The following is a 24,072-nucleotide window of genomic DNA, read 5'->3' as shown; positions in this document are numbered from 1 at the left end:
TTGGAGGGGTGGAGCGCCCACAATTTGGTCCAGACCAATCAGCTTGTCAAGACCCCTCACCGGCTCCCGCAACGCCCCCAAGGGGCGCGGGGAACTGCGCGACCAGCCACGACGCTGCCGCAGCCGACACACAACCCACCGCGGCACCTTGCTCAGTCGGAATCGGCCAAGCCGGCGGCGGCCTCATGCATAGCCAGTTCCAGCAGCGCCGGGTCTGTGAGCGTGCCGGAGCCGTCCGGTGGGACCAGCCATCGGACTCCCCCGGTGGCGCGTCCGGGGTACGGCACGACGATCCACGTCCCCGCCCCCGCCGTGCGGATACCCGTGCCGAGCCAGCGGGCGGCCGTGCCCGGCGGCACGAAGAAGCCCATCCGCGCGTCGCCGAAGTCGGCCAGCACGGGCCCCAGTTGGTCGATGATGCGGGTCAGTACGTCGAGGGTGGGGTAGCCGAGTTCACCCGGCAGGATCAGGACGTCCCAGGCTTTGCCGGCCGGGAGCAGCGCGACCCCGAGGGGGTTGCGCTCCCACTCCCAGCGGCAGGCCTCGGGATCCGGTGCGACGGACGCGAGCCACTCGACCGCCGTCTTCGCCCCTGTCATGAGGGGTCCTCCCTGTCTCTCGTCGACGCAGTCGCGTCACGAGGGAGAGGGAGGTCGCCCGGCAGCATTACGCGGGTTCGCTCAACCCGTCGGAGTGAACTGAATCACAGCCATGTGTCTGCCTCACGGTCAGCTGTCGAAGCCGAGCCCCAGCTTGTCCATGGTCTTCAGCCACAGGTTGCGCCGCCCGCCGTGCGCGTCGGCGCGGGCCAGCGACCACTTCGTGAGCGCGATCCCGGTCCAGGCGAAGGGCTCCGGCGGAAACGGCAGCGGCTTCTTGCGCACCATCTCGAGCTCCGTGCGCTCCGAGCGCTCCCCCGCCAGCAGGTCCAGCATCACATCGGCCCCGAAGCGGGTGGCGCCGACGCCCAGGCCCGTGAAACCGGCCGCGTACGCCACCTTGCCCTGGTGCGCGGTGCCGAAGAACGCCGAGAAGCGCGAGCAGGTGTCGATCGCGCCGCCCCACGCGTGCGTGAACCGCACGCCCTCCAGCTGCGGGAAGCAGGTGAAGAAGTGGCCGGCGAGCTTGGCGTACGTCTCCGGGCGGTCGTCGTACTCGGCGCGCACCCGGCCGCCGTACGGGTAGATGGCGTCGTAGCCGCCCCAGAGGATGCGGTTGTCGGCGGACAGCCGGAAGTAGTGGAACTGGTTCGCCGAGTCCCCGAGGCCCTGGCGGTTCTTCCAGCCGACGGCCGCCAGCTGGTCGGCGGTGAGCGGCTCGGTCATCAGCGCGTAGTCGTAGACCGGGACCGTGTACGCCCGTACCCGCCTGACCAGGCTGGGGAAGATGTTGGTGCCGAGCGCGACGTTGCGGGCGTGGATGGAGCCGTAGGGGGTGCGTACGGCCATGCCGGCGCCGTACGGCTTCAGGGTGAGCGCGGGGGTGTGCTCGTAGACGCGGACGCCGAGTCGGAGGCACGCCCGCTTGAGGCCCCAGGCCAGCTTGGCGGGGTTGAGCATGGCGACGCCGCGGCGGTCGTAGAGGCCCGCCTGGAAAGTCGGTGAGTCGACTTGTTCCCGTAGCGCTTCGGCGTCCAGGAACTCGACACCGCCGGCAAGGCCCAGGCGCTCCGTCTCCTCGTACCAGTCGCGCAGTTCCGACGCCTGGTACGTCTCGGTGGCGACATCGATCTCGCCGGTGCGCTCGAAGTCGCAGTCGAGGTCGTAGCGGGCGACCGCCGCCTCGATCTCGTCGAGGTTGCGGGCGCCCAGCTGCTCCAGCTTGTGGATCTCGTCCGGCCAGCGGGCGAGCCCGTTCGCCAGACCGTGCGTGATCGACGCGGCGCAGAAGCCGCCGTTGCGGCCCGAGGCGGCCCAGCCCGCCTCGTGGCCCTCCACCAGCACCACGTCCCGCTGCGGATCGCGCTCCTTGGCGATCAGCGCGGTCCACAGTCCGCTGTAGCCACCGCCGACGACCAGCAGATCACAGGTCTCGGCGCCGGTGAGGGCGGGCTCGGGGTGGGGCTTGCCGGGGTCGTCCAGCCAGTACGAGACCGGCTGGGCTTCGATGAGTGCCTTTGTCCAATCACTGCCACGGCTCATGGCGCTTGGGGCCATGATTTCAACTCCCTACAGGGTTTTTCGGTTATGCCTTTTGCTTGTTGCGGCGATTGCTGATGACCATGGAGGCCAGCACCAAAAGTACGGCGACGAGGAACATGGCCGTACCGATGACATTGATCTGAACGGGTGTTCCGCGCTGCGCCGAGCCCCAGACGAACATGGGGAAGGTGACGGTCGAGCCCGCGTTGAAATTGGTGATGATGAAATCGTCGAAGGAGAGCGCGAAGGCGAGCAGCGCGCCCGCCGCGATTCCCGGGGCGGCGATCGGCAGGGTGACCCGGACGAACGTCTGGAACGGTCCGGCGTACAGATCCTGCGCCGCCTGCTCCAGCTTCGGGTCCATCGACATGACGCGCGCCTTGACGGCCGTCACGACGAAGCTGAGGCAGAACATGATGTGGGCGATCAGGATCGTCCAGAATCCCAACTGTGCACCCATGTTGAGGAACAGGGTGAGCAGCGAGGCCGCCATGACGACCTCGGGCATCGCCATGGGCAGGAAGATCAGCGAGTTGACGGAGCCCCGCGCGCGGAAGCGGTAGCGGACCAGTGCGAAGGCGATCATGGTGCCCAGGGCGGTGGCGCCGAGCGTCGCCCAGAACGCGATCTGGAGGCTGACCGAAAGGGAGCCGCACATGTCGGCGACACCGCACGGGTCCTTCCAGGCGTCGGTGGAGAACTCCTGCCACTGGTAGTTGAAGCGCCCCTTCGGGTTGTTGAAGGAGAACACCGTGACGACGACGTTCGGCAGCAGGAGATAGCCGAGGGTCACCAGTCCCGCGATGACGACGAAATGACGCTTGAGCCAGTTGACGAAGGCCATTTAAACCAGATCCTCCGTTCCGGACCTGCGGATGTAGAGGGTGACCATGATGAGGATCGCGGCCATCAGGATGAAGGAGAGGGCCGCGGCCGTCGGATAGTCGAGAATCCGCAGGAACTGGGTCTGGATGACGTTGCCGACCATGCGGGTGTCGGTGGAGCCGAGCAGATCGGCGTTGACGTAGTCACCGGCCGCCGGGATGAAGGTCAGCAGCGTGCCGGAGACGACACCCGGCATCGACAGCGGGAAGGTGACCTTCCGGAAGGTCGTGACCGGCCTGGCGTACAGATCGCCCGCCGCCTCGTGCAGCCGTCCGTCGATGCGCTCCAGCGAGGAGTAGAGCGGCAGGACCATGAACGGCAGGAAGTTGTACGTCAGACCGCACACGACCGCCAGCGGAGTCGCCAGCACCCGGTCCCCGGCGGTCCAGCCGAGCCAGCTGGTGACGTCCAGGACGTGCAGCGTGTTGAGGGCGCCGACGACCGGGCCGCCGTCCGCGAGGATCGTCTTCCAGGCGAGCGTACGGATCAGGAAGCTGGTGAAGAACGGCGCGATCACCAGGATCATGATCAGGTTCCGCCAGCGGCCCGCGCGGAACGCGATCAGGTACGCGAGCGGGTAGCCGAGGATCAGACAGAGGATCGTCGCGGCGCCGGCGTACAGCACCGAGCGCAGGAACTGCGGGTAGTACTCGGACAGCGCGTCCCAGTAGGTCGCGAAGTGCCAGGTGACCTTGTAGCCCTCCTCCAGGGAGCCCGTCTGCACGGACGTGGAGGCCTGGTAGATCATCGGCAGAGCGAAGAAGACCAGCAGCCAGAGGATGCCGGGCAGGAGCAGCCAGTACGGCGTCCAGCGGCCCCGCTTGCGTGGAGGCTTCTTCTCTTCCGGTGCGGGCGCCAGGGGCGGCGCCTCGGTGACGGCCGCCATCAGGCCGCCTCCTCGTCGACGGTCTCGACTCCGGCGTCGATGTCCTGGTCCGCGTCCAGGCCGAAGGTGTGCGCCGGGCTCCAGTGCAGGACGACGTCCGCACCGGGAACCAGCCGGGCGTCGCGGTCGACGTTCTGGACGTAGACCTCGAACTCGGGGCAGACGGCGCTGTCGATCACGTACTGCGTGGAGACCCCGATGAAACTGCCGTTCGTGATCTTGCCGGTGATGCGGTTGCGGCCCTCCGGGATGGAGCCCGCGTCGTCGGCGTGGGTGAGGGAGATCTTCTCCGGGCGGACGCCCACCAGGACCTTGCCGCCGGTCGCCGTGGGCGCGGCACAGCGGGCCTCGGGCAGGACCAGCTTGCCGCCGCCTGCCTTGAGGACGATGTCGTCGCCGCTCTTGGCGTCCACCTCGGCCTCGATGAGGTTGGAGGTGCCGAGGAAGTTGGCGACGAACGTGGTGTTCGGGTTCTCGTAGAGGTCGGTCGGCGAGCCGAGCTGTTCTACGCGGCCCGCGTTCATCACGGCGACCGTGTCGGCCATCGTCATGGCCTCCTCCTGGTCGTGCGTGACATGGACGAAGGTGATGCCGACCTCGGTCTGGATGCGCTTGAGCTCCAGCTGCATCTGGCGGCGCAGCTTGAGGTCGAGGGCGCCTAGGGGCTCGTCGAGGAGCAGCACCTTGGGGGTGTTGATCAGCGCGCGGGCGACCGCGACACGCTGCTGCTGGCCGCCGGAGAGCTGGTGCGGCTTCTTGCGCGCCTGCTCGCCGAGCTGGACCAGGTCGAGCATGTCCCCGACCTGCTTCTTCACCGACTTGATGCCGCGCCGGCGCAGACCGAAGGCGACGTTCTCGAAGATGTCGAGGTGCGGGAAGAGGGCGTACGACTGGAAGACCGTGTTCACCGGCCGCTTGTACGGCGGCAGGTTGGTGACCTCCTGGTCGCCGAGGAAGACGGTGCCGCTCGTCGGCTCCTCGAGTCCCGCGATCATGCGCAGAGTTGTGGTCTTGCCACAGCCGGAGGCGCCGAGCAGGGCGAAGAAGGAGCCCTGCGGCACGGTCAGGTCGAGCGGGTGTACGGCGGTGAAGGAGCCGTAGGTCTTGCTGATCCCGGAGAGGCGGACGTCGCCGCTGCTGTCGTTCGTCATGGTCGTCACGCCCCTGTCAGCTTCGCGAACTTCTCTTCATAGGCCGTCTCTTCCTTCGAGCTCAGGGAGCGGAAGGAGTGGGACTTCGCGGCCATTTCCTTGTCCGGGATGATCAGCGGGTTGTCCGCCGCGCTCTCGTCGATCTTCGCGAGGTAGGGCTTCACCCCGTCCACGGGACAGACGTAGTTGATGTAGGCGGCCAGTTCGGCGGCCGGTTCGAGCTCGTAGTAGTAGTCCATGAGCCGCTCGGCGTTCGTCTTGTGGCGCGCCTTGCTGGGGATCAGCATGTTGTCGGTCGACGTCATGTAGCCGCTGTCCGGGATGATGAAGTCGATGTCCGGGCTGTCCGCCTTGAGCTGGACGACGTCACCGGCCCACGCGATACAGGCCGCGAAGTCACCGCTGGTGATGTCGGACGTGTAGTCGTTGCCGGTGAAGCGGCGGATCTGGCCCTGGTCGACGGCCTTCTGGAGGCGGGCGATCGCCGCGTCGTAGTCGTCGTCCGTGAACTTCGCCGGGTCCTTGCCCATGTCCAGCAGCGTCATGCCGATGCTGTCGCGCATCTCGGTGAGGAAGCCGATGCGGCCCTTGAGCTTGGGGTTGTCGAGCATGTCGGAGACCGACTTGACCTCGATGCCGTCAAGCGCCTTCTTGTTGTACGCGATGACGGTCGAGATGCCCTGCCAGGGGTACGAGTAGGCGCGGCCGGGGTCCCAGTCCGGGCTGCGGAACTGGCTGGACAGATTGGCGTACGCGTGCGGCAGGTTGGCCGGGTCCAGTTTCTGGACCCACCCCAGGCGGATCAGCCGGCCGGCCAGCCAGTCGGTGAGGACGATGATGTCGCGGCCGGTGTCCTGGCCCGCGGCGAGCTGCGGCTTGATCTTGCCGAAGAACTCGTTGTTGTCGTTGATGTCCTCGGTGTAGTTGACCTTGATGCCGGTCCGCTTGGTGAACGCCTCGAGCGTGGGGTGGTGCTTCTCGCTCTCGTCGATGTCGATGTACTCGGTCCAGTTGGAGAAGTTGATCTCCTTCTCCTTGGCCGAGTGGTCCTCTTCGGAGGTGCCGCCCTCCGTCTTGCCCGCCGCGGGGATCCCGCAGGCGCTCAGCGCCCCGAGGCCGCCCACCGCGAGCGCGCCGCCCGCGGAGGCGCGCAGCAGCGAACGACGGGTGAGGGCGCCCCTGCCGTTCCGGAGGCTGCGCCGCATGGCGGCCAGCTGGACCGGAGTCAGCGGTTCGGGCTCGTACTGCTCCATGCGCTTGGTGCCCTTTCGGGAGGATGGGCGGCCGCGGTCGGACGGCCTGCGTGCTATCGGTCCCCGAAGATCGTGCGGTGCCAGTCCTTCCTGGACACCGCCGTGTTGTCGAACATGACGTGCTTGATCTGGGTGTACTCATCGAAGGAGTAGGTTGACATGTCCTTGCCGTAGCCGGAGGCCTTGTAGCCGCCGTGCGGCATCTCGCTGATGATCGGGATGTGGTCGTTGATCCAGACGCAGCCGGCCTTGATCTCGCGGGTGGCGCGGTTCGCGCGGTAGACGTCCCGGCTCCACGCCGAGGCGGCCAGTCCGTACGGGGTGTCGTTGGCCAGCCGGATGCCTTCGTCGTCACTGTCGAAGGGGAGGACCACGAGGACCGGTCCGAAGATCTCGGACTGCACGATCTCGCTGTCCTGCGCGGCGTCCGCGACCAGGGTGGGGCGATAGTACGCGCCGTTCTTGAGCTCCCCCTGTGGTGCCTCGCCGCCGGTGACCACGCGCGCGTAGGCACGCGCCCGGTCGACGAATCCGGCGACGCGGTCGCGCTGGACGTGCGAGATGAGGGGGCCTAGGTCCGTGCCCGGGGCGAAGGGGTCGCCGAGCCGAACGGTGTCCATGAGGGCGGCGGTCCGCTCCACGAACGCTTCGTAGAGGGGCCGTTGCACGTACGCGCGCGTGGCGGCCGTGCAGTCCTGGCCGGTGTTGATGAGCGCGCCCGCGACGGCGCCGTTGACGGCCGCCTCCAGGTCGGCGTCGTCGAACACGACGAAGGGTGCCTTGCCGCCCAGCTCCAGGTGGATGCGCTTGACGGTCGCGGTGGCGATCTCGGCGACGCGCTTGCCGACGGCGGTGGAGCCGGTGAAGGAGGTCATCGCCACGTCGGGATGGCCGACGAGGCGCTCGCCGGCTTCCTTGCCCGTCCCGGTGACGATGTTGATGACACCGTCCGGGATGCCCGCCTCGGTGGCGGCCTCGGCGAACAGCAGCGAGGTCAGCGGGGTGAGCTCGGCGGGCTTCAGGACGATCGTGTTGCCCGCGGCGATCGCCGGGAGGACCTTCCAGGCCGCCATCTGGAGGGGGTAGTTCCAGGGCGCGATGGAACCGACGACGCCGATGGGTTCACGGCGGATGTACGACGTGTGGTCACCGGAGTACTCGCCCGCCGACTGCCCCTGGAGATGCCGGGCCGCGCCCGCGAAGAACGCGGTGTTGTCGATGGTGCCGGGAACGTCGAATTCGCGCGTGAGCTTCAGCGGCTTGCCGCACTGGAGGGACTCGGCGCGGGCGAACTCCTCGGCGCGGTCGGCGAGCACGGCGGCGAAGCGGTGCAGCGCGTCGGAACGCTCACCGGGGGTGGTCGCTGCCCAGCCCGGGAAGGCTGCGCGGGCGGCAGCTACAGCCGCGTCGACGTCGTCCGCGCCGGCCAGCTCGTACGTGTAGACGTCTTCCCCGGTGGCCGGGTCGACGACCGCATGCGTACGGCCGGAGGTGCCCTTCGTCAGACGGCCCGCGATGTACTGCGCGCCGGCCGCGAGGCGCTCCTGTGCGGGGAATCGGTCCGGGGTTCCCGGGTTGTGCATGTCGTCGCTCTCTTCCGCCGTCGTCCCCGGTGACAAGGGGTGGGTGGCGTAGCTTCAGCTCGATTTGAGTGCCGATCCTGACAGAGCTAAGGGCGTCCAACAAGTGATTCCGTTGTTTCCTTTTGGTTACGCGACGGAATCTGTCGACCAGGTGTCGAGTCGGCATGGAAAACGGGGGACGGGTTGTCAGTGGTGGCTGCCAGACTCGCATGTATGGGGAAGATCGATTCTTGGGAAGCCCTGGTCAGGGAGGTCCGCGCGGGGGCGAGGGTGAAGTACCTGCACTTCTGGGGGCACCGGGCGCGGCGGGACGGCCGGGTCGACGCGAGCTGTCTGAGTCAGTGGTGGCCGTCGCCCTTCGTGGTGGACGGCGTGACCTATGCGACCGCCGAGCACTGGATGATGGCCGGTAAGGCACGGCTGTTCGGGGACGCGGAGGCGGAGCGGCAGGTGCTGGCCGCAGGGAGTCCGGCCCAGGCCAAGAAGGCCGGGCGTCTCGTGCGTGGCTTCGACGAGGCGACATGGGAGCGCGAGCGGTTCGAGATCGTCCGCACGGGCAGCGTGCACAAGTTCGCCACGCATACCGAGCTGCGTGAGTTTCTGCTGGCCACGGGCGACCGGGTGCTGGTCGAGGCGAGCCCGGTGGATCGGGTGTGGGGGATCGGGCTGGCGGCGGACGATCAGGCTGCGATGGATCCGGAGCGGTGGCGGGGGCCGAATCTGCTCGGGTTTGCGTTGATGGGGGCGCGGGAGAGGTTGGTGGCGGGCGGGGGGTGACGTGGGGGCGGCAAGGGGGTGGGGCCAGGGGGGGGCGGCGGCCCTGGGGGCGGCGGGGGTGGCGGCCAGGGGCGCCGGGGGCGGTGAACCGGAAGGCGCGTGGGGGCGGTGACCGGGAGGCACCTGAGGGCGGCGACCCGGAAAGCACCCGAACGCGGCGACCCGGAAAGCACCTGAAGCCGGTGACCGGAAAGCACCCGAACCCGGCGACCCGGAAAGCACCTGGGGGCCGGTGGCCCGGAGACGGCGGCCCTCGGATTCGTCGTCCGGTCAGATTGCCAGCACCAGGGCGAACACGCCGATGGCCAGGACGATGCCGACCGCACCGCAGATGATGCCGCCGAGGGCCTGGCCCGGGTTCGTGGCCTCGCCTCTGCGGGCCTTTCCGCGGCCGAGCGCGCCGAAGATCACGGCGAGGATGCCCAGGACGATGGCCACCGGCCACAGACAGAAGACGACGGCCGCCAGGATGCCGAGCACCAGGCCCGCCGTGCCCATTCCGTTGGCCGGCGTCTGCTGCACACCGGGCCAGCCGTAGTAGCCCGCGCCGGACTGGGAGGGGTATCCCGGACCTGCCGGGTATCCGTGACCGGCCGGGTAGCCGTACGGGACCTGGCCGGGACCGTCGGGGGCTATGGGCGGCGGAGGGACGGGCTCGCCATGGGCGGCGTACGGGGACGCCGGTGCGGGCGGTGCGAAGGGGTTGGCGGAGCCGTTCGCCGGGGGCGTGGGGGTCGGGGGTGCGAAGGGGTTCGCCCACGGCTGGGACGGCTGGGGTGCCTGCGGTTGCCCCTGGTCGGCGTCCGGAGCTACCGGGTTCGCCCACGCCTGGTTCCCGTCCGGCGTCGCCGGAGGCGCGCCCGTCGACGGCGTCCAGGTGGCTGTCTGCCGATCGTGAACGGAGGGATCGGACGGGGACGACGTAGGGGAAGAGGGGGAGGCCGAAGAGGCGGGCCACGCCATGGGCTCGCCCGACGCGACGGTGGTACCGGGACCGCCGGGTCCGGGTGCGGGCGGGGTGTCGTTCGCGGGCGGCGCCCACGGGTTCGGCTCGGGCCGGGCGTCGGCAACGGTCTCGCTCCCCGACTCCGCCCGGTCCCCCTTCTTCAGGTCGACCTCGGGGTCCGCGCCCTCGGCCAGCGGCACCTCGGCGGCGTCGGCCGCGGCGCCGCCCGCTGCTGCCCAGGGGTCGCCGGTGTCGTCGGGCGGCGTGGGCCAGTGCGCGGCGGCGTTGTCACGCGCTTCCGGCGTCTGCGCGTCGTCGGACATGCGCGGGATCCCCTCTGTCGAGCGTGCCGTCATGCTACGGCCCGTGCCACGACCGCGTGGGTCCGGCCTACGATGATCCCCGAGTCATCGATCAGCCGATCACCCGCGTCCCGCCGGACACCGGCCGGGGACGCCGTTCCGGGGAGGAACCTTGACCCGACACGTAGCCGCAGAAGCCGCGGGCGCACCACGCGACCTGCACGCCTTCATCGCCGGACTGCCCAAGGCCGAACTGCACGTGCATCACGTCGGTTCCGCCTCCCCGCGGATCGTCTCGGAGCTGGCCGCCCGCCACCCCGACTCCAAGGTCCCGACCGACCCCGAGGCCCTGGCCGACTACTTCACCTTCACGGACTTCGCCCACTTCATCGATGTGTACCTGTCCGTCGTCGACCTGATCCGCACACCGGAGGACGTACGGCTGCTGACGTACGAGGTGGCCCGGGACATGGCCCGCCAGCAGGTGCGCTACGCCGAGCTGACCATCACGCCGTACTCCTCGACCCGCCGCGGCATCGACGAGGGTGCCTTCATGGACGCGATCGAGGACGCACGCAAGGCGGCCGAGGCCGACTTCGGGACCGTGCTGCGCTGGTGCTTCGACATTCCCGGCGAGGCCGGTCTGGAGGCCGCCGAGGAAACGGCGCGGCTGGCCACCGACGACCGGCTGCGCCCCGAGGGGCTGGTGTCGTTCGGGCTCGGCGGGCCCGAAATCGGCGTACCGCGGCCGCAGTTCAAGCCGTTCTTCGACCGGGCGCTGGCCGCCGGGCTGCACTCGGTGCCGCACGCCGGTGAGACGACCGGCCCGGAGACGGTGTGGGACGCCCTCACCGAGCTGCGGGCCGAGCGCATCGGGCACGGCACCAGCTCCGCGCAGGACGCGAAGCTGCTCGCGCATCTCGCCGAGCACCGCATCGCGCTGGAGGTGTGCCCGACCTCCAACATCGCCACCCGCGCGGTCCGCACCCTCGACGAGCACCCCATAAAGGAGTTCGTGCGGTCCGGGGTCCTCGTCACCATCAACTCCGACGACCCGCCGATGTTCGGCACCGACCTCAACAACGAGTACGCGGTCGCCGCCCGGCTCCTCGAACTCGACGAGCGCGGCCTCGCCGGCCTCGCCAAGAACGCGGTCGAGGCGTCCTTCCTCGACGAGCCCGGCAAGGCCCGTATCAAGGACGAGATCGACACCTTCACCTCGGCCTGGCTCGCGCCCTGACCTCCAGAACAATGAGGCCCATGCAGAACGTGACCGCCGTGGCCCACCGCGGCGACCCCTACCGGCTCCGCGAGAACACGCTCGGCTCGCTGCGGTCCGCGATCAGACGAGGTGCGGACGCCGTCGAGACCGACGTACGGCTGACCCGGGACGGCGTGCCCGTGCTGCTGCACGACGACACGCTCAAGCGGCTGTGGGAGCACGACCGGCCGCTCGGCTCACTGTCGGCGGCCGAGGTGCACGGCCTCACGGACGGCGGAGTGCCGACGCTGGCGGAGGCCCTGACCGCCACCAACGGCAGCCGGATCATGCTCGACCTGCCCGGCGAGCCCAGCGAGAAGGCGGCGCGCCGGGTCGTGGACGTCGTACGGGAGTCGGGGGCGGCCGACCGCGTGTACTACTGCGCCGGCGCCCCCGCCATGCTCGCCGTACGCGCCGCCGACCCGGCGGCCGAGATCGCGCTCACCTGGACGACGCTGGCGCCACCGCGCCCCGCGCTGCTGGACGCGGTGCGGCCGCGGTGGCTCAACTACCGTTTCCCACTGGTGGATCGCGATCTCGCCACCCGCATCCACGCGGACGGCTACCTGGTCTCCGTCTGGACCCCCGACACCCGCCGCTCCATGCGCCGCCTCCTCGACATGGGCGTCGACTCGATCACGACGAACCGGGTCGACGCCCTCTGTGCCCTGCGCGGGAACTACACGCGCGAGCGCTGAGCCACCGTCGCCGGGTCGGCCGGGGTCGTGCGGGTGACGTACTGCGGTACGGGGGCGGTGTCCTTGCCGTTGTCGCGGACGAGGCCATAGCGGATGGCGCCCTGGGGAGGGCCGTAGCGGACGTCCTCGTTCGCCTTGTCCCAGCTCGATGGGAAGACGGTCAGGCCGTAGGAGGCGCCGCGTTCGTTCTGGTTGAGGGTGACGGTGCCGTCGACGTAGAAGTACTCGTTCTGCCACATCTGCTGGGTGCCGTCGGGCAGGACCGTGTAGCCGATGTCGGGGCCACCCATGCCGGTGACGTAGCCGCGGTCGGAACCGTCCCCGATGACGTCGTCCATCCGGCGGCCTCCCCCGGACGCGACGTGGAAGAGCTTGCCCTTCAGACCGGTCCAGGTCGGCATGGCCAGCCCGCCGGACCGGTCGTCCGGTGCGATCTGCCAGCGCACCAGGACGTAGCCCTGACCGCTGAGGGTCACGCTCTCGCCGCGGTGCTGCATGACGGCCTGCCGGCCGCCCGTGCTGGTGATGCCCGACTCGGGGCGGTGCGGCAAGGCGCCCGGCGGTGTGTTCGGGTCGGGGGCCGTGTCGACGGCGTCCACGACGGTGCCGTACAGCTCGGGCTTCTTCGTCGGGGACGGCGAGGGCGACGGCGTCGGCGAGGCGGACGCGGAGGGGGACGGCGGGCGGGCCGTGCTCGCCGCGGTCGGTGCCGCCGCGCGCGGGGGCGGGTCGTCCGGGGGCTGGGTGACGACGTACGCGCCGCCCGCGACGATGCTCGCGCCGGCCGTCATCGCGACGGCGGGCTTGGTCAGCGCGCCCAGCACCTTGGCGGACCAGCCGACGGAGGTGGCGGCCACGGCCGTCTTGCCGCCGAAGGCCAGCGACAGCGTGAAGCCGACCGGCAGCGGCACGAGCGCGATTCCGACGAGGAGCCGCTCGGCCGGTACGACGGACTCGCGGGCGTCGCCGCAGTAGCCGCAACCGCGGAGGTGCCGGGCCAGCCGCTTGCGCCAGACGGAGTCGGGGCGGCCGTTCCAGCGGGCGGTCAGCTCGCGCAGTTCGGGGCAGGCGCCGTCGAGGGCGCGCACGATGCCGCGCGCGGTCTCCACACGTTCCTTCAGCCGCTGGACGCGCACGGCCGCATGCCGGCGGCTGATGCCGACGGCCGAGGCCAGCTCGCGTCGGGTCAGTTCGCCCGCGACCTCCAGCCACCACAGCGACAGCAACTGCCGGTCCTCGTCGTCGAGCCAGCGCGCCGCCTCCGCGACCTCGCGCCGCTGTCCCTCCAACTGGAGCCGCAGGACGGTGAGTTCGGCGAAGTCGGCGGCCTCGTGCGTGGCGGACTCGTCCAGTCGGTCGGGCTGCCTGCGGCGTGCCCGGTCCCGTATCTGCCGCATGGCGATCGCCACCAGCCAGGACCGGAAGCTGTCCGGGTCGCGCAGCGAGCCGAGGTTGTCGACGGCGCGCAGCATGGTGTCCTGCACGACGTCGTCGACGTCGGCGTGACCGTTCAAGGCGCGGCCCACGATGTTGTAGACCAGCGGCAGCCAGCCCGAGACCAGCTCGTCCAGCGCCTGCCGGTCACCGGCCTGCGCGGCCGCGATCGTGGAGCGCCACTGCCGCCCTTCCACATCCGTCCTCTCATGTGTCATTCCGTGTCCGTACGCACCTTCTCAGCAGCGACCGCGTGACTCGCCATGAGGAAGATCACAGATATGGAGACGGGGCGGAGGCGACACCGATAACACTTTTTCGGCGCCGGTGCGGCTCCCGTAGGGGCGATCCCCGACAACTCCCTTGATACACACGAGAGTTGCTCGGGGTTCCATCAGGGTGGGCGCCCTCCTCGCTGACGATCCGGTCACCCTCGTACACCCGGAGGATCGTCACAAACACCCCGGCCTCACCTCAGGAGCAGCCCATGCGCACAGCTGTCCTCGCCGCCTCGCTCGCCGTCGCCCTGACCGCCGGCCCGCTGGCCGCCCCCGCGTTGTCCGCGCCCCCGTCCGCCTCCGCCCGCGCCACGACGAGCCCGGACGCCAAGGCCCTGTCCGCGGCGATCGCCGGGCTCCCGGACGCGGACGCGACGGCGGCCCTGGTCCGGATCGGCGGCACCGACGGCAGCTGGCGCGGGAGCGCGGGCGTGCGGGACCTGGACAGCGGCCGGGCGGCGGACCCGGACGCGCGGTTCCGGGCCGGTTCGACGACGAAGGTGGTGACGGCTGCGGTCGTCCTCCGGCTCGCGGCCAAGGACAGGGTCGACCTGAACCGGACCGTCCAGCACTACCTCCCCGGCCTGCTGGACCGGCGCTTCGAGCCCATCACCGTACGGCAGTTGCTGAACCACACCAGCGGTATCCAGCCCGGTGACGGCTTCGCGGATCCGTATGCGCACCGCTTCGACACGCTGCCGCCGCGGCAGGTGGTGGCATCGGCGGTGGCGAAGGGGCCGGAGTTCCGCCCCGGGAAGCGGCAGCGCTACCTCAACATCAACTACACGGTCCTCGCCCTGCTGATCGAGAAGGTGACCGGACACTCGTACGCCGCCGAGGCATCCCGGCTTGTGCTGCGCCCCGCCGGGATGCGGGACACGTACTTCCCCGGCACCGATCCGCGCATCCTCGGCCCGCACAACCGCGGCTACCAGGCGATGAAGCAGCCGGACGGGACGACCCGGCTGGTCGACGTCACCGAGTGGAACCAGGCGGACCGCTTGGCGGCCGGCGACATGATCTCCACGACCGCCGACCTGGAACGGCTCATCGACGCGCTCTTCCGGGGGCGGATCGTGCCGCAGCCGCAGCTGCGGGAGATGTTCACCGTGCCGCGCATCAAGGACGCGACGATGAGCGCGGGGCTCCAGCGGTACGAGTTCGGGGGCAAGGTCTACTGGATCAAGACCGGCGCCCGGTACGGCTACAGCACGGCGATCGGCGCGACCCGCGGCCTGAGCCGGACCATCGTCTACTCGATCAACGACACGAACGCCAAGGACGAATCGATCAACCCGGTCGCGGAGCGGATCGTCCTGGCGGCACTCAAGTAGCCCGGGGTGCGTGGCCGAGGCCACTTGTGCAACTAGTTGCATAATCGGGGAGCCGTCCTCTACAACAGTGAGGACGACCCCCGCACCGGAGCACCCGGAGACCCCCAATGAGCCGTTACCCGCACCTGCTGAGCCCGCTCGACCTGGGCTTCACCACGCTTCCCAACCGCGTGCTCATGGGCTCGATGCATGTCGGGCTGGAGGAGGCAGAGCGCGGGTTCGAGCGGATGGCCGCGTTCTACGGCGCCCGGGCGCGCGGCGGTGTGGGGCTGATCGTCACCGGAGGCATCGCGCCCAACGACGAGGGACGGCCGTACGAGGGCGGCGCGAAGCTGACCACCGACGCCGAGGCGGCGCAGCACACGGTGATCACCGAGGCCGTGCACCGCGAGGGCGGGCGGATCGCGATGCAGATCCTGCACTTCGGCCGGTACGCGTACCACCAGGACCTCGTCGCCCCGAGTCCCCTCCAGGCGCCCATCAGCCCCTTCCCGCCGCGCGAGCTCACCGACGAGGACATCGAGCGGACGATCGACGACTACGCACGGGCCGCCCGCCTCGCCCGGCAGGCGGGATACGACGGGGTCGAGATCATGGGCTCAGAGGGCTATCTGATCAACGAGTTCATCGCGGCGCAGACCAACCACCGCACCGACCGCTGGGGCGGCTCGTACGAGAACCGCATGCGGCTCCCCGTCGAGATCGTCCGGCGGGTGCGGGAGGCGGTCGGCGAGGACTTCATCGTCATCTACCGGCTGTCGATGCTGGATCTGGTGCCGGGCGGCTCGACGCTCGACGAGGTGGTCACGCTGGCCAAGGCCGTCGAGGCGGCCGGAGCGACGATCATCAACACCGGCATCGGCTGGCACGAGGCCCGTATCCCCACGATCGCCACCTCCGTGCCGCGCGGCGCCTACACCTGGGTCACCAAGCGGCTGATGGGCGAGGTCTCGATCCCCCTCGTCACCACCAACCGCATCAACACCCCGGAACTGGCCGAGGAGTTGCTCGCCGACGGCGGCGCGGACATGGTGTCGATGGCCCGTCCGATGCTCGCCGACCCCGACTTCGTCGCCAAGGCCGCGGCCGGCCGCCCCGAGGCGATCAACACCTGCATCGGCTGCAACCAGGCCTGTCTCGACCACACCTTCAGCGGGCAGATCACCTCCTGCCTGGTCAACCCGCGCGCCTGCCACGAGACCGAGCTGATGCTGTCCCCCACCCGGCTGCGCAAACGCGTCGCGGTCGTCGGCGCGGGCCCGGCCGGACTCGCCTGCGCCGTGAGCGCCGCCGAACGCGGCCACGAGGTGACGCTGTACGACGCCGCGAGCGAGGTCGGCGGCCAGCTCAACGTGGCCCGCAGGGTCCCCGGCAAGCAGGAGTTCGACGAGACGCTGCGCTACTTCCGCCACCAGCTCGACGCGCACGGTGTCGACGTACGCCTCAACACCCGCGTCGCCACCGAGGACCTGTCCGGCTACGACGAGATCGTCGTCGCCACCGGCGTCACCCCCCGCACCCCGGACATCCCCGGCGCCGACCACCCGAGCGTCGTGGGCTACCTCGACGTCCTGCGCGACAGCGCCCCCGTCGGCGACCGCGTCGCGATCCTCGGCGCGGGCGGCATCGGCTTCGACGTCGCCGAATACCTCACCGACGGCGGCGACAAGGCGAGCGAGGACCCGGCGACGTACTTCCGCCACTGGGGCGTCGACATGACGTACGAAGGCCCCGGCGGACTCACCGCACCCGAACGCCCGGCCCCGCCCCGCACGGTGCATCTGCTCCAGCGCAAGACGTCCAAGGTCGGCGCGGGCCTCGGCAAGACCACCGGCTGGATCCACCGCGCCGAGCTCAAGCACCGCGGCGTGCGCATGGTCCCGGGCGTGCGCTACGACCGGATCGACGACGCCGGACTGCATGTGACCGTCGGCGACACCAGCACGGTCCTGGAGGTCGACACGATCGTGCTGTGCACCGGGCAGGAGCCGCGGCGGGAGCTGTACGACGCCCTGGTCGCCGCCGGACGCAGCGTGCACCTCATCGGCGGCGCCGACGTTGCCGCCGAACTGGACGCCAAGCGGGCCATCAAGCAGGGCACGGAGCTGGCGGCGGCGCTCTGACGGTCGTACGGCCGTCCTTAGGATGTGCGGCATGTCCCTGCCGCACGCGATCCTGACCGCCCTGCTGGAAAGGCCCTCCTCGGGGCTGGAGCTGACCCGGCGGTTCGACCGGTCGATCGGCTACTTCTGGTCGGCGACGCATCAGCAGATCTATCGCGAGCTGGGAAAACTCGAGGCCGACGGCCAGATCCGCGCGCTGGCCTCCGCGCAGCCGACCCGCGGGCAGAAGAAGAGCTACGAGGTCCTGCCCGCCGGTCGCGCCGAGCTGGCGCGCTGGACGGCCGCCGCCCAGGACCCCAAGCCGCACCGCGACGCGCTGCTGCTGCGGCTGCGCGCCGCGGCCGTGGTCGGAACGGAGGGGCTTGAGGCCGACCTGCGCCGCCATCTCGCGCTGCACCGGCGGCAGTTGGCCGAGTACGAGGATATCGAGCGGCGCGACTTCCCTCCGGGTAAGGACAGTCCCGAGGACCGGTTGCGGCATCTGGTGCTGCGGGCCGGGATCGACCTGGAGACCTTCTGGACGGGGTGGCTGACGCGGGCGGTGGAGGAGGTCGCGGCGATGCCGGATCGCTCCGCTGGGTAGTGCCGCGAGAGGCCGTCGGGTCGCTGCGGCGCCGTCGTGGCTGGTCGCGCAGTTCCCCGCGCCCCTTTGGGGCGCGTTGTAGCGTGCCGGGTATGGAATGGACCCTTGAGGTAGTCGTGAGCGCGGTCCAGCATGTGGGGTCGTCCGGCTGGGAGGACGGCAGGGGCGGGGAGACCTGGAACTCCTTCCTCTTCTTCAACGACCCCGACGGCAACGGCTGGGTGGTCCAGGAGGCGCCGGCTCCGCTCGGGCAGCGCTGACGTGGTCCCAGTGGTACCGGGGTACCACTCGGGCGCCGAGGATTCCCCTGTGGTCCCAGAGTCCTGACGTGTGGCGCTCTTAGCTTCGAATGCAGACACCGCGGTACGTCCGCGGCCGAGTTCGAGGCGAGAAGGGCCCACTTCCATGATCGAAGCGCGTGAGCTGACGAAGCGGTACGGCGACAAGACGGTCGTCGACCACCTGAGCTTCACCGTCAAGCCCGGTGAGGTGACCGGCTTCCTCGGCCCCAACGGCGCGGGCAAGTCCACGACCATGCGCATGATCGTCGGCCTGGACTCCCCCACCAAGGGCTCGGTCACCGTGGGCGGCCGGTCCTACGCCCAGCACGCCGCACCGTTGCACGAGGTCGGCACCCTGCTGGAGGCCAAGTCCGTCCACCCCGGGCGCAGCGCGTTCAACCACCTGATGGCGCTCGCGTACACCCACGGCATTCCGCGGCGCCGGGTGGACGAGGTCATCGAACTGGCCGGACTGACCAGCGTGGCCGGCAAGCGCGTGGGCGCCTTCTCGCTCGGCATGGGCCAGCGGCTCGGCATCGCCTCGGCCCTTCTCGGCGACCCGGCGATCGTCATGCTCGACGAACCGGTCAACGGCCTCGACCCCGAAGGTGTGTTGTGGGTGCGCAACCTGCTGCGTCAACTGGCCGACGAGGGCCGTGCCGTGATGCTGTCCTCGCACCTGATGAGCGAGACCGCGCTGATCGCCGACCACTTGGTGATCATCGGGCGCGGCCGGCTGCTCGCGGACACCACGGTCGACGACTTCACCAGGGAGGCCGGCGGCGGAGGTGTGCGGGTCGCCACCGCCGAGGCCGTGAGGCTGCGTTCGCTGCTGGCCGGCCCGGACGTCACGATCAGCTCGTCCTCCGACGAGGAACTGCTGGTCAGCGGACGTGACTCCCGTGAGATCGGAGCGATCGCCGCTCAGCACGGGGTGGCGTTGTACGAACTCACCCCGCAGTCAGTGTCCCTGGAGGCGGCCTTCATGGACCTCACCCGCGACGCCGTCGAGTACCAGAGTGCTCCGGCCGACGCCGAGCGAAAGGCCGCCTGATGACTGTCACCAGCCTCGCCCCCGCCCCTGCCCGCACGACGAACTACAAAGTGACCGGCCTCCGGGTGCTCCGCTCGGAGTGGGCCAAGTTCTGGTCGCTCCGCTCCAGTTGGATCACTCTGGGCGTCGCCGTGTTCCTGCTGATCCTGTTCGGGGCGATCGCCAGCTATACATACAGTCCGGACGCCGTCGCCGGTGACGGGCCGCCCGGCCCTGGGTCCGGCGGTGACAGCGACGCCGTCAGTCTGGCCCTGACCGGCGTGACCTTCGCGTCGCTGGCCATCGGCGTGCTCGGGGTGCTGCTGTCCGCGGGCGAGTACAGCACCGGCATGATCCGGTCCACGCTGGCCGCGGTTCCGCGACGGCTGCCGGTCCTGTGGTCCAAGGCCGCCGTGATCGGGCCCATCGCCCTGGTCCTCACCACCGTCGGCGCGCTGGCCGCCTTCCTGCTGGGCACTCCCGGTCTGGACGGCGAGAAGATCGCGCTGACCCTGGGCGACGACGGCGTACTGCGCAGTCTGGCCGGCGCGGGGGTCTATCTCGGTCTGGTGGCCGTGTTCGGTGTGGCCCTGGGCGTGCTGATCCGCTCCTCCGCCGGGGCCATCGCGGCCCTGGTCGGCGTCCTGCTGATCCTGCCCGGCCTGGCCTCGCTGCTGCCCGACTCGTGGTACGACACGCTCAGCCCCTACTTCCCCAGCAACGCGGGGTCGGCCATCTACACCGTGCAACAGTCCTCCGACGCCCTCTCACCCGGCGCTGGGCTCGCGGTCTTCGCCGGCTGGGTGGCGCTGACCCTCGCCGGGGCCGCCTTCCGGCTCGTCCGGACCGACGCCTGACCAGGGCACGAGGACAATGGTGTCCATGAGCGCGGAACGCGCGGCAGCCGCCGCGGACACCCGCCAGGGGGCGGCGCTCCCGCCGCCCCCTGGTTTCGACGCCGCCTGGGCGCACCCGGTCCTGGGCCGCATGTGGCGGGGCCAGCAGGACCGGCACCGGCTGGACCGCCGGCATCCGTGGCTGCTCGACACCGCGGTGGTGCTGTTCGTCGTGTTCGTCAGCCTCCCCGACCTGCTGGGGGGCGGCGGCAACTCACCCTTCGGGGACACGGACTCCCCTGCCCAGGTGCCGACCGGAGTCCTGTTCGCCTTCACCGCCGCACTCGCCGTTCCGCTGTGGTGGCGGCGCAGGGCACCGGCCGTCACGTTCTTCGTGATCTCGCTGGTGTCCCTGGCCCAGTGATCGCTGGGCGTCTGGCAGCCGGCCGGCGTCAGCCTCCTCATCGCCCTGTACACCCTGGCTCGGCAGGGTTCGTTGCGGGTGCTGGGCTGGGCCGTAGCGACAGCTGCCGCCAACCTGATTCTGTGCGTCTGGGTCCTGGTGCCGGTCGACAATCCGCTGCGCGGCCTGTTCTTCCTGCTGGGGACGGTGACGGCGGCCACCGCCATCGGCCTGACGCTCCGTATCCGCCAGATGTATCTGGCGGCGCTGGAGGACCGTGCCAGGCGCCTGGAGATCGAGCACGAGCAACGCGTCCGGCTCACCGCCGCCGCCGAACGCTCCCGGGTCGCACGCGAGATGCACGACATCGTCGGCCACAACCTCTCCGTCATGGTCAGTGTCGCCGACGGCGCCGCGACCCTCGCCGCCAACAGGAACGAGCAGTCCGCCGAGACCCTGCGCATCCTCGGCGACACCGGCCGCCAGGCCATGAGCGAACTGCGCCGGGTGCTGGGCGTCCTGCGCGAGGAGCAGGACGACGTGACGATGCTCAGCCCGCAGCCGGGGATCCGTGATCTGGACGCCCTCCTGGCGCGGGTGCGCGCGGCGGGCCTGCGAGTGGCCTACCGGACCGTGGGCGATCTCGACTCGCTGAGCGGCGGTGTGCAGCTCACCGTGTACCGCATCGTTCAGGAAGCGCTGACGAACACGCTCAAGCACGCGGGTACGGGCTCCACCGCCGAGGTCTCCGTAGCGGTCGACGCCACTACGGTGCGCGTCAGGGTCGCCGACACGGGTGTACCGCCGGAAGCATCCGTACGGACAGGGGCTGAACCACGGACCGAGGGCCCCGGCCACGGCCTGGTCGGCATCCGTCAGCGGGCCGCCATGTACGGCGGCTCCGTCACCATCGGCCCACGCGACACCGGACATGGCTGGATGGTGGACGTCGCACTCGACGCGTCCTCCGCACCCGCCCCGTCGGCATCAGGAGAAAGTCTGCCATGACCACCGTTCTGATCGCCGACGACCAGCCCCTCCAGCGCATGGGCGTCCGCATGCTCCTTGAGGGAACGCCGGGCCTGACCCCGGTCGGCGAGGCCGAGCACGGCGCCGAGGCCGTCCGCATGGCCGCGCAACTGCGCCCCGACGTCGTCCTCATGGACATCCGCATGCCCGGCATGGACGGCATCGAGGCCACCCGCCGCATCATCGCCGCTGGGGGCCGCACCCGCGTGCTCATCGTGACCACCTTCGATCTCGACGCATACGCCTACGACGGCCTCCGCGCAGGAGCCAGCGGCTTCCTGCTCAAGGACGCCCGCCCCGAGGAACTCGTGGCCGGCATCCACGCCGTCGCGACCGGCGACGCCGTTGTGGCCCCCCGCCTGACCCGGCGTCTGCTGGACGCCTACGCCCACCAGGTCCTCGCACCGGCCGACGCCCCCGCCCCGGCGGATCCCCGGCTGGGGACCCTCAGCGTTCGCGAACGTGAGGTGCTGATCGCCATCGGCCAGGGCTGGACGAACACGGAGATCGCCGAACGGCTCGTGCTCACCGAGTCCACGGTGAAGAAGCACGTCGGACGGGTCCTCGCCAAGATCGGGGCTCGCGACCGCATCCAGGCCGTGATCATGGCGTACGACGCCGGGCTGGTCAGGGCCAAGTCCTGACCGCCACCGGTCACGCCCGGAGAACTGCCGGAACTGCGCCTGCGCCGCTGCTACTCCCGGGCCAGATCGGCCGGCTGAGCATGCTTCGGCTCGGCGGCCATGGCCCTCAGCGTCTCGAAGGCGGCCGCCGTCGGGCCGGCCGGTTCGGCCTGGTAGACCACCAGTTGCTGATGCGGCGCCCCGTTGACCGTGAAAGCCGCGAACTTGATGTTCAGGTCTCCGACCTGAGGATGCTTGAGATGCTTCCCTTCCTGGGACTTGCTCTTCACCTCGTGCATCCGCCAGATCTGGGCGAACTCCTCGCTCTGGGCCGACAGTTCCGCCACGACCTCGGCGATGCGGGCCGATTCGGGATCGTGGCCGTACGCGGCCCTGATCTCGGCGACGCAGGAGTGCGCGGCCCGCTCCCATTCCTGGTAGAACTCGCGCCCTGCCGGGTCGACGAACACCATGCGGGCGAGGTTGTCGAACTGGTCGAACCCGCTGTGGAGGGCCGTGGCAAGGGAGTTGGCCGCCATGATGTCGAGGGCCGGGCCGACGACGAAGGCCGGGGTGTGCTCCCATCCGTCCATGAGCTGTAGGAGTTGCGGGCTGACGTCCGCTTTGCCCCAGTCGCGCGGGCGCTGCGGGGCCGTACGGCAGAGACGGTTGAGATGGTCGGCGGCCTCCGCATCCAGTTTCAGCGCCTGCGCAACGGCTTCGAGGACCTGCGGGGACGGACTGTTCTCGCGCCCCTGCTCCAGCCTGACGTAGTAGTCGGAGCTGACGCCGGCGAGCAGCGCGACTTCCTCTCGGCGCAGCCCCGGCACTCGTCGTCGGCCGTATTCGGGCAGACCGACATCCTGAGGCTTGAGGGCCTCGCGGCGGGCTCTGAGGAAATCACCCAAAGGCGTTCCATTGCTCATGGGGCAAGACTAGATGGTTTCCGGCCGATGAGTAGTGTCGGTCGCGCAAAATTGCGTGAGGACGCACGCCCTTCACGCAGAGTAAAAGGGGAGTCGTAATCCTGGGTGTGACGCACCCACCGTCGGCCGAGCCTTTCCGGGCGTTTTCCGCCTAGCCTCAGCAGCATGGACGACGACGCGCGCCCTGACCCGGTTGAAGGGCTGGGTCAGTTCCTCCGCTCCCGCCGGGAACGCCTCAGTCCCGCGGACGCGGGCCTGCCCAGCGCCGGACGCCGAAGGGTGCCCGGCTTGCGGCGCGACGAGGTCGCGGCGCTGGCCGGTGTCAGCGTGAGCTACTACAGCCGACTCGAGCAGGGCCGCGAACTCGGCCCCTCGCTCCGGGTGCTGGAAGCCATGGCCCGCGTGCTGCGATTCGGGGAAGAGGACAAGCGGGAACTCTTCCGGCTGGCCCGGCCGGCGGGTCGCCGCCGCACCAGGTCCCCCGGCCGGGTCGAGCGTGTCCGCCCGCATCTGCGGCGACTGATCGAGAGCTGGACCAGGACGCCGGCCTTCATCGTCGGCCACGCCCAGGATCTGCTGGCCACCAACGCACTGGCCGACGCCCTCTACCGTGACTTCGCGCTCCACGACAACGTACTGCGCATGCTCTTCCTGGATCCCGCGGCGAAGTCCTTCTACCGGAACGCGGAGCCGGCCAAGCATCGCGCGGTCGCCGACCTTCAGCAGACCGCCGCGAGTACCCCCGATGATCCCCGCGTCCTGGAGCTCGTCGGCGAACTGTCGGTGCGCAGCGGCGAGTTCCGCTCCCTGTGGGCACGCGAGTACACCCGGGTCCCGCATTACGACGTCAAGCAGATGTGCCACTCCGTCGTGGGCGACCTGGAGTTGCGGCACGAGGCTCTCACCATCCGCAGCGCTCCGGGACAGCAGCTCGTCATCCTCCAGGCAGAGCCGGGCTCCCCCTCCGCGGACGGCCTCGCCCTGCTGGGCTCCATCAGCGCACCTGAGATCCCTCATCAGCAGAATCCCGCGGACGGCACCTCGCGTTCCTAGGTATGGGACTCCCAGGAAAATCGCGGCCTTCATAGCGCAGTAGCCGACAGGCAGACTCAAACACGTCAACAGGAATTCCCCGAAATGGGGAATCGACGAAAGAGGCTTTCTCATGGCTACGTGGTTTGTCACCGGCGCTTCCCGCGGTATCGGTGCGGAAATCGCCCGTGCCGCTCTGGCCGGCGGTCACAATGTCGTGGTCGGCGTGCGGAACCCCGAGCGGGTGCCGGACGACCTGAAGAACTCCGACCAG

General features: G+C 70.1%; 21 protein-coding genes and 2 pseudogenes. 13 read left to right on the top strand and 10 right to left on the bottom strand.

Annotated elements, in window-relative coordinates; all coding sequences use genetic code 11:
• Window positions 1–152: 152 nt before the first annotated feature.
• The 7 genes from KCH87_RS39955 to KCH87_RS39925 form a co-directional block, all read right to left on the bottom strand.
• On the bottom strand, window positions 153–599 hold the full coding sequence (locus tag KCH87_RS39955) for a hypothetical protein (RefSeq protein WP_210592806.1): 447 nt from the start codon (window positions 597–599) through the stop codon (window positions 153–155).
• A 129-nt stretch (window positions 600–728) separates the two neighbouring features.
• Window positions 729–2,156 carry an FAD-binding oxidoreductase gene (locus tag KCH87_RS39950; RefSeq protein WP_210592805.1) on the bottom strand — a complete coding sequence of 476 codons (1,428 nt, stop codon included), beginning with the start codon at window positions 2,154–2,156 and terminating at the stop codon, window positions 729–731.
• A 28-nt stretch (window positions 2,157–2,184) separates the two neighbouring features.
• On the bottom strand, window positions 2,185–2,985 hold the full coding sequence (locus KCH87_RS39945; RefSeq protein WP_210592804.1) for an ABC transporter permease: 801 nt from the start codon (window positions 2,983–2,985) through the stop codon (window positions 2,185–2,187).
• The gene (locus tag KCH87_RS39940) at window positions 2,986–3,912 is read right to left on the bottom strand and encodes an ABC transporter permease (protein WP_210592803.1); all 927 of its coding nucleotides are present in this window, start codon (window positions 3,910–3,912) and stop codon (window positions 2,986–2,988) included.
• Window positions 3,912–5,063, bottom strand: coding sequence for an ABC transporter ATP-binding protein (locus KCH87_RS39935; RefSeq protein ID WP_247197507.1), 1,152 nt, complete (start codon window positions 5,061–5,063; stop codon window positions 3,912–3,914). The genes KCH87_RS39940 and KCH87_RS39935 overlap by 1 nt, the downstream gene beginning before the upstream one ends.
• 5 nt (window positions 5,064–5,068) lie before the next feature.
• A complete protein-coding gene (locus tag KCH87_RS39930) occupies window positions 5,069–6,316 on the bottom strand; it encodes a spermidine/putrescine ABC transporter substrate-binding protein (RefSeq protein WP_210592801.1) in 1,248 nt (415 codons plus the stop codon).
• A gap of 53 nt (window positions 6,317–6,369) precedes the next feature.
• Window positions 6,370–7,899: a gamma-aminobutyraldehyde dehydrogenase gene (locus tag KCH87_RS39925; RefSeq protein WP_210592800.1), complete on the bottom strand. Its 1,530-nt coding sequence runs from the start codon at window positions 7,897–7,899 to the stop codon at window positions 6,370–6,372.
• A 213-nt stretch (window positions 7,900–8,112) separates the two neighbouring features.
• On the opposite strand from KCH87_RS39925, the gene KCH87_RS39920 reads away from it, so the two are divergent.
• A complete protein-coding gene (locus KCH87_RS39920) occupies window positions 8,113–8,676 on the top strand; it encodes an NADAR family protein (RefSeq protein ID WP_210592799.1) in 564 nt (187 codons plus the stop codon).
• Window positions 8,677–8,946: 270 nt separating this feature from the next.
• On the opposite strand, the gene KCH87_RS49700 is transcribed toward KCH87_RS39920, so the two are convergent.
• Window positions 8,947–9,945 carry a DUF4190 domain-containing protein gene (locus tag KCH87_RS49700; RefSeq protein WP_247197506.1) on the bottom strand — a complete coding sequence of 333 codons (999 nt, stop codon included), beginning with the start codon at window positions 9,943–9,945 and terminating at the stop codon, window positions 8,947–8,949.
• A gap of 56 nt (window positions 9,946–10,001) precedes the next feature.
• On the opposite strand from KCH87_RS49700, the pseudogene KCH87_RS39910 reads away from it, so the two are divergent.
• Window positions 10,002–11,164, top strand: a pseudogene (locus KCH87_RS39910) (adenosine deaminase).
• A gap of 20 nt (window positions 11,165–11,184) precedes the next feature.
• A complete protein-coding gene (locus KCH87_RS39905; protein WP_210592797.1) occupies window positions 11,185–11,883 on the top strand; it encodes a glycerophosphodiester phosphodiesterase in 699 nt (232 codons plus the stop codon).
• Here KCH87_RS39905 and KCH87_RS39900 read toward each other — a convergent pair.
• Window positions 11,865–13,535: a sigma-70 family RNA polymerase sigma factor gene (locus tag KCH87_RS39900; RefSeq protein ID WP_210592796.1), complete on the bottom strand. Its 1,671-nt coding sequence runs from the start codon at window positions 13,533–13,535 to the stop codon at window positions 11,865–11,867. The genes KCH87_RS39905 and KCH87_RS39900 overlap by 19 nt on opposite strands.
• Window positions 13,536–13,804: 269 nt before the next feature.
• On the opposite strand from KCH87_RS39900, the gene KCH87_RS39895 reads away from it, so the two are divergent.
• From KCH87_RS39895 to KCH87_RS39860, 9 genes and pseudogenes are all read left to right on the top strand, one after another.
• Entirely contained in the window at window positions 13,805–14,929 is a 1,125-nt protein-coding gene (locus tag KCH87_RS39895) for a serine hydrolase (RefSeq protein WP_210592795.1), read from the top strand.
• Between the two features lie 107 nt (window positions 14,930–15,036).
• A complete protein-coding gene (locus tag KCH87_RS39890; RefSeq protein WP_210592794.1) occupies window positions 15,037–17,052 on the top strand; it encodes an NADPH-dependent 2,4-dienoyl-CoA reductase in 2,016 nt (671 codons plus the stop codon).
• A gap of 31 nt (window positions 17,053–17,083) precedes the next feature.
• Complete coding sequence (locus KCH87_RS39885; RefSeq protein WP_210592793.1) at window positions 17,084–17,635, top strand: PadR family transcriptional regulator; 552 nt, start codon at window positions 17,084–17,086, stop codon at window positions 17,633–17,635.
• 110 nt (window positions 17,636–17,745) lie between these two features.
• Window positions 17,746–17,895 (top strand): annotated as a pseudogene (locus tag KCH87_RS39880) (VOC family protein); the annotation flags it as partial.
• A gap of 145 nt (window positions 17,896–18,040) precedes the next feature.
• The gene (locus KCH87_RS39875; protein ID WP_210592792.1) at window positions 18,041–18,970 is read left to right on the top strand and encodes an ABC transporter ATP-binding protein; all 930 of its coding nucleotides are present in this window, start codon (window positions 18,041–18,043) and stop codon (window positions 18,968–18,970) included.
• A complete protein-coding gene (locus KCH87_RS39870; protein ID WP_210592791.1) occupies window positions 18,970–19,806 on the top strand; it encodes an ABC transporter permease in 837 nt (278 codons plus the stop codon). The genes KCH87_RS39875 and KCH87_RS39870 overlap by 1 nt, the downstream gene beginning before the upstream one ends.
• 25 nt (window positions 19,807–19,831) lie before the next feature.
• Window positions 19,832–20,209, top strand: coding sequence for a hypothetical protein (locus KCH87_RS50575; protein ID WP_308299032.1), 378 nt, complete (start codon window positions 19,832–19,834; stop codon window positions 20,207–20,209).
• Between the two features lie 78 nt (window positions 20,210–20,287).
• A complete protein-coding gene (locus KCH87_RS39865; protein ID WP_308299031.1) occupies window positions 20,288–21,196 on the top strand; it encodes a histidine kinase in 909 nt (302 codons plus the stop codon).
• Window positions 21,193–21,861 (top strand): response regulator transcription factor, encoded by a 669-nt coding sequence (locus tag KCH87_RS39860; RefSeq protein WP_210592790.1) that lies wholly within the window; start codon window positions 21,193–21,195, stop codon window positions 21,859–21,861. Before KCH87_RS39865 ends, KCH87_RS39860 begins: the two co-directional genes overlap by 4 nt.
• Window positions 21,862–21,911: 50 nt before the next feature.
• Here the strand turns inward: KCH87_RS39860 and KCH87_RS39855 are convergent, their stop codons facing one another.
• Window positions 21,912–22,766: a helix-turn-helix transcriptional regulator gene (locus tag KCH87_RS39855; protein ID WP_210592789.1), complete on the bottom strand. Its 855-nt coding sequence runs from the start codon at window positions 22,764–22,766 to the stop codon at window positions 21,912–21,914.
• 165 nt (window positions 22,767–22,931) lie between these two features.
• On the opposite strand from KCH87_RS39855, the gene KCH87_RS39850 reads away from it, so the two are divergent.
• Complete coding sequence (locus KCH87_RS39850; protein ID WP_210592788.1) at window positions 22,932–23,819, top strand: helix-turn-helix transcriptional regulator; 888 nt, start codon at window positions 22,932–22,934, stop codon at window positions 23,817–23,819.
• Window positions 23,820–24,072: the final 253 nt, after the last annotated feature.

It is taken from the genome of Streptomyces sp. GESEQ-35 (assembly GCF_017948485.1).
In the GTDB taxonomy this organism is placed as follows: Bacteria; Actinomycetota; Actinomycetes; order Streptomycetales; family Streptomycetaceae; genus Streptomyces.
This window is presented reverse-complemented; position numbering and strand designations above follow the sequence as displayed.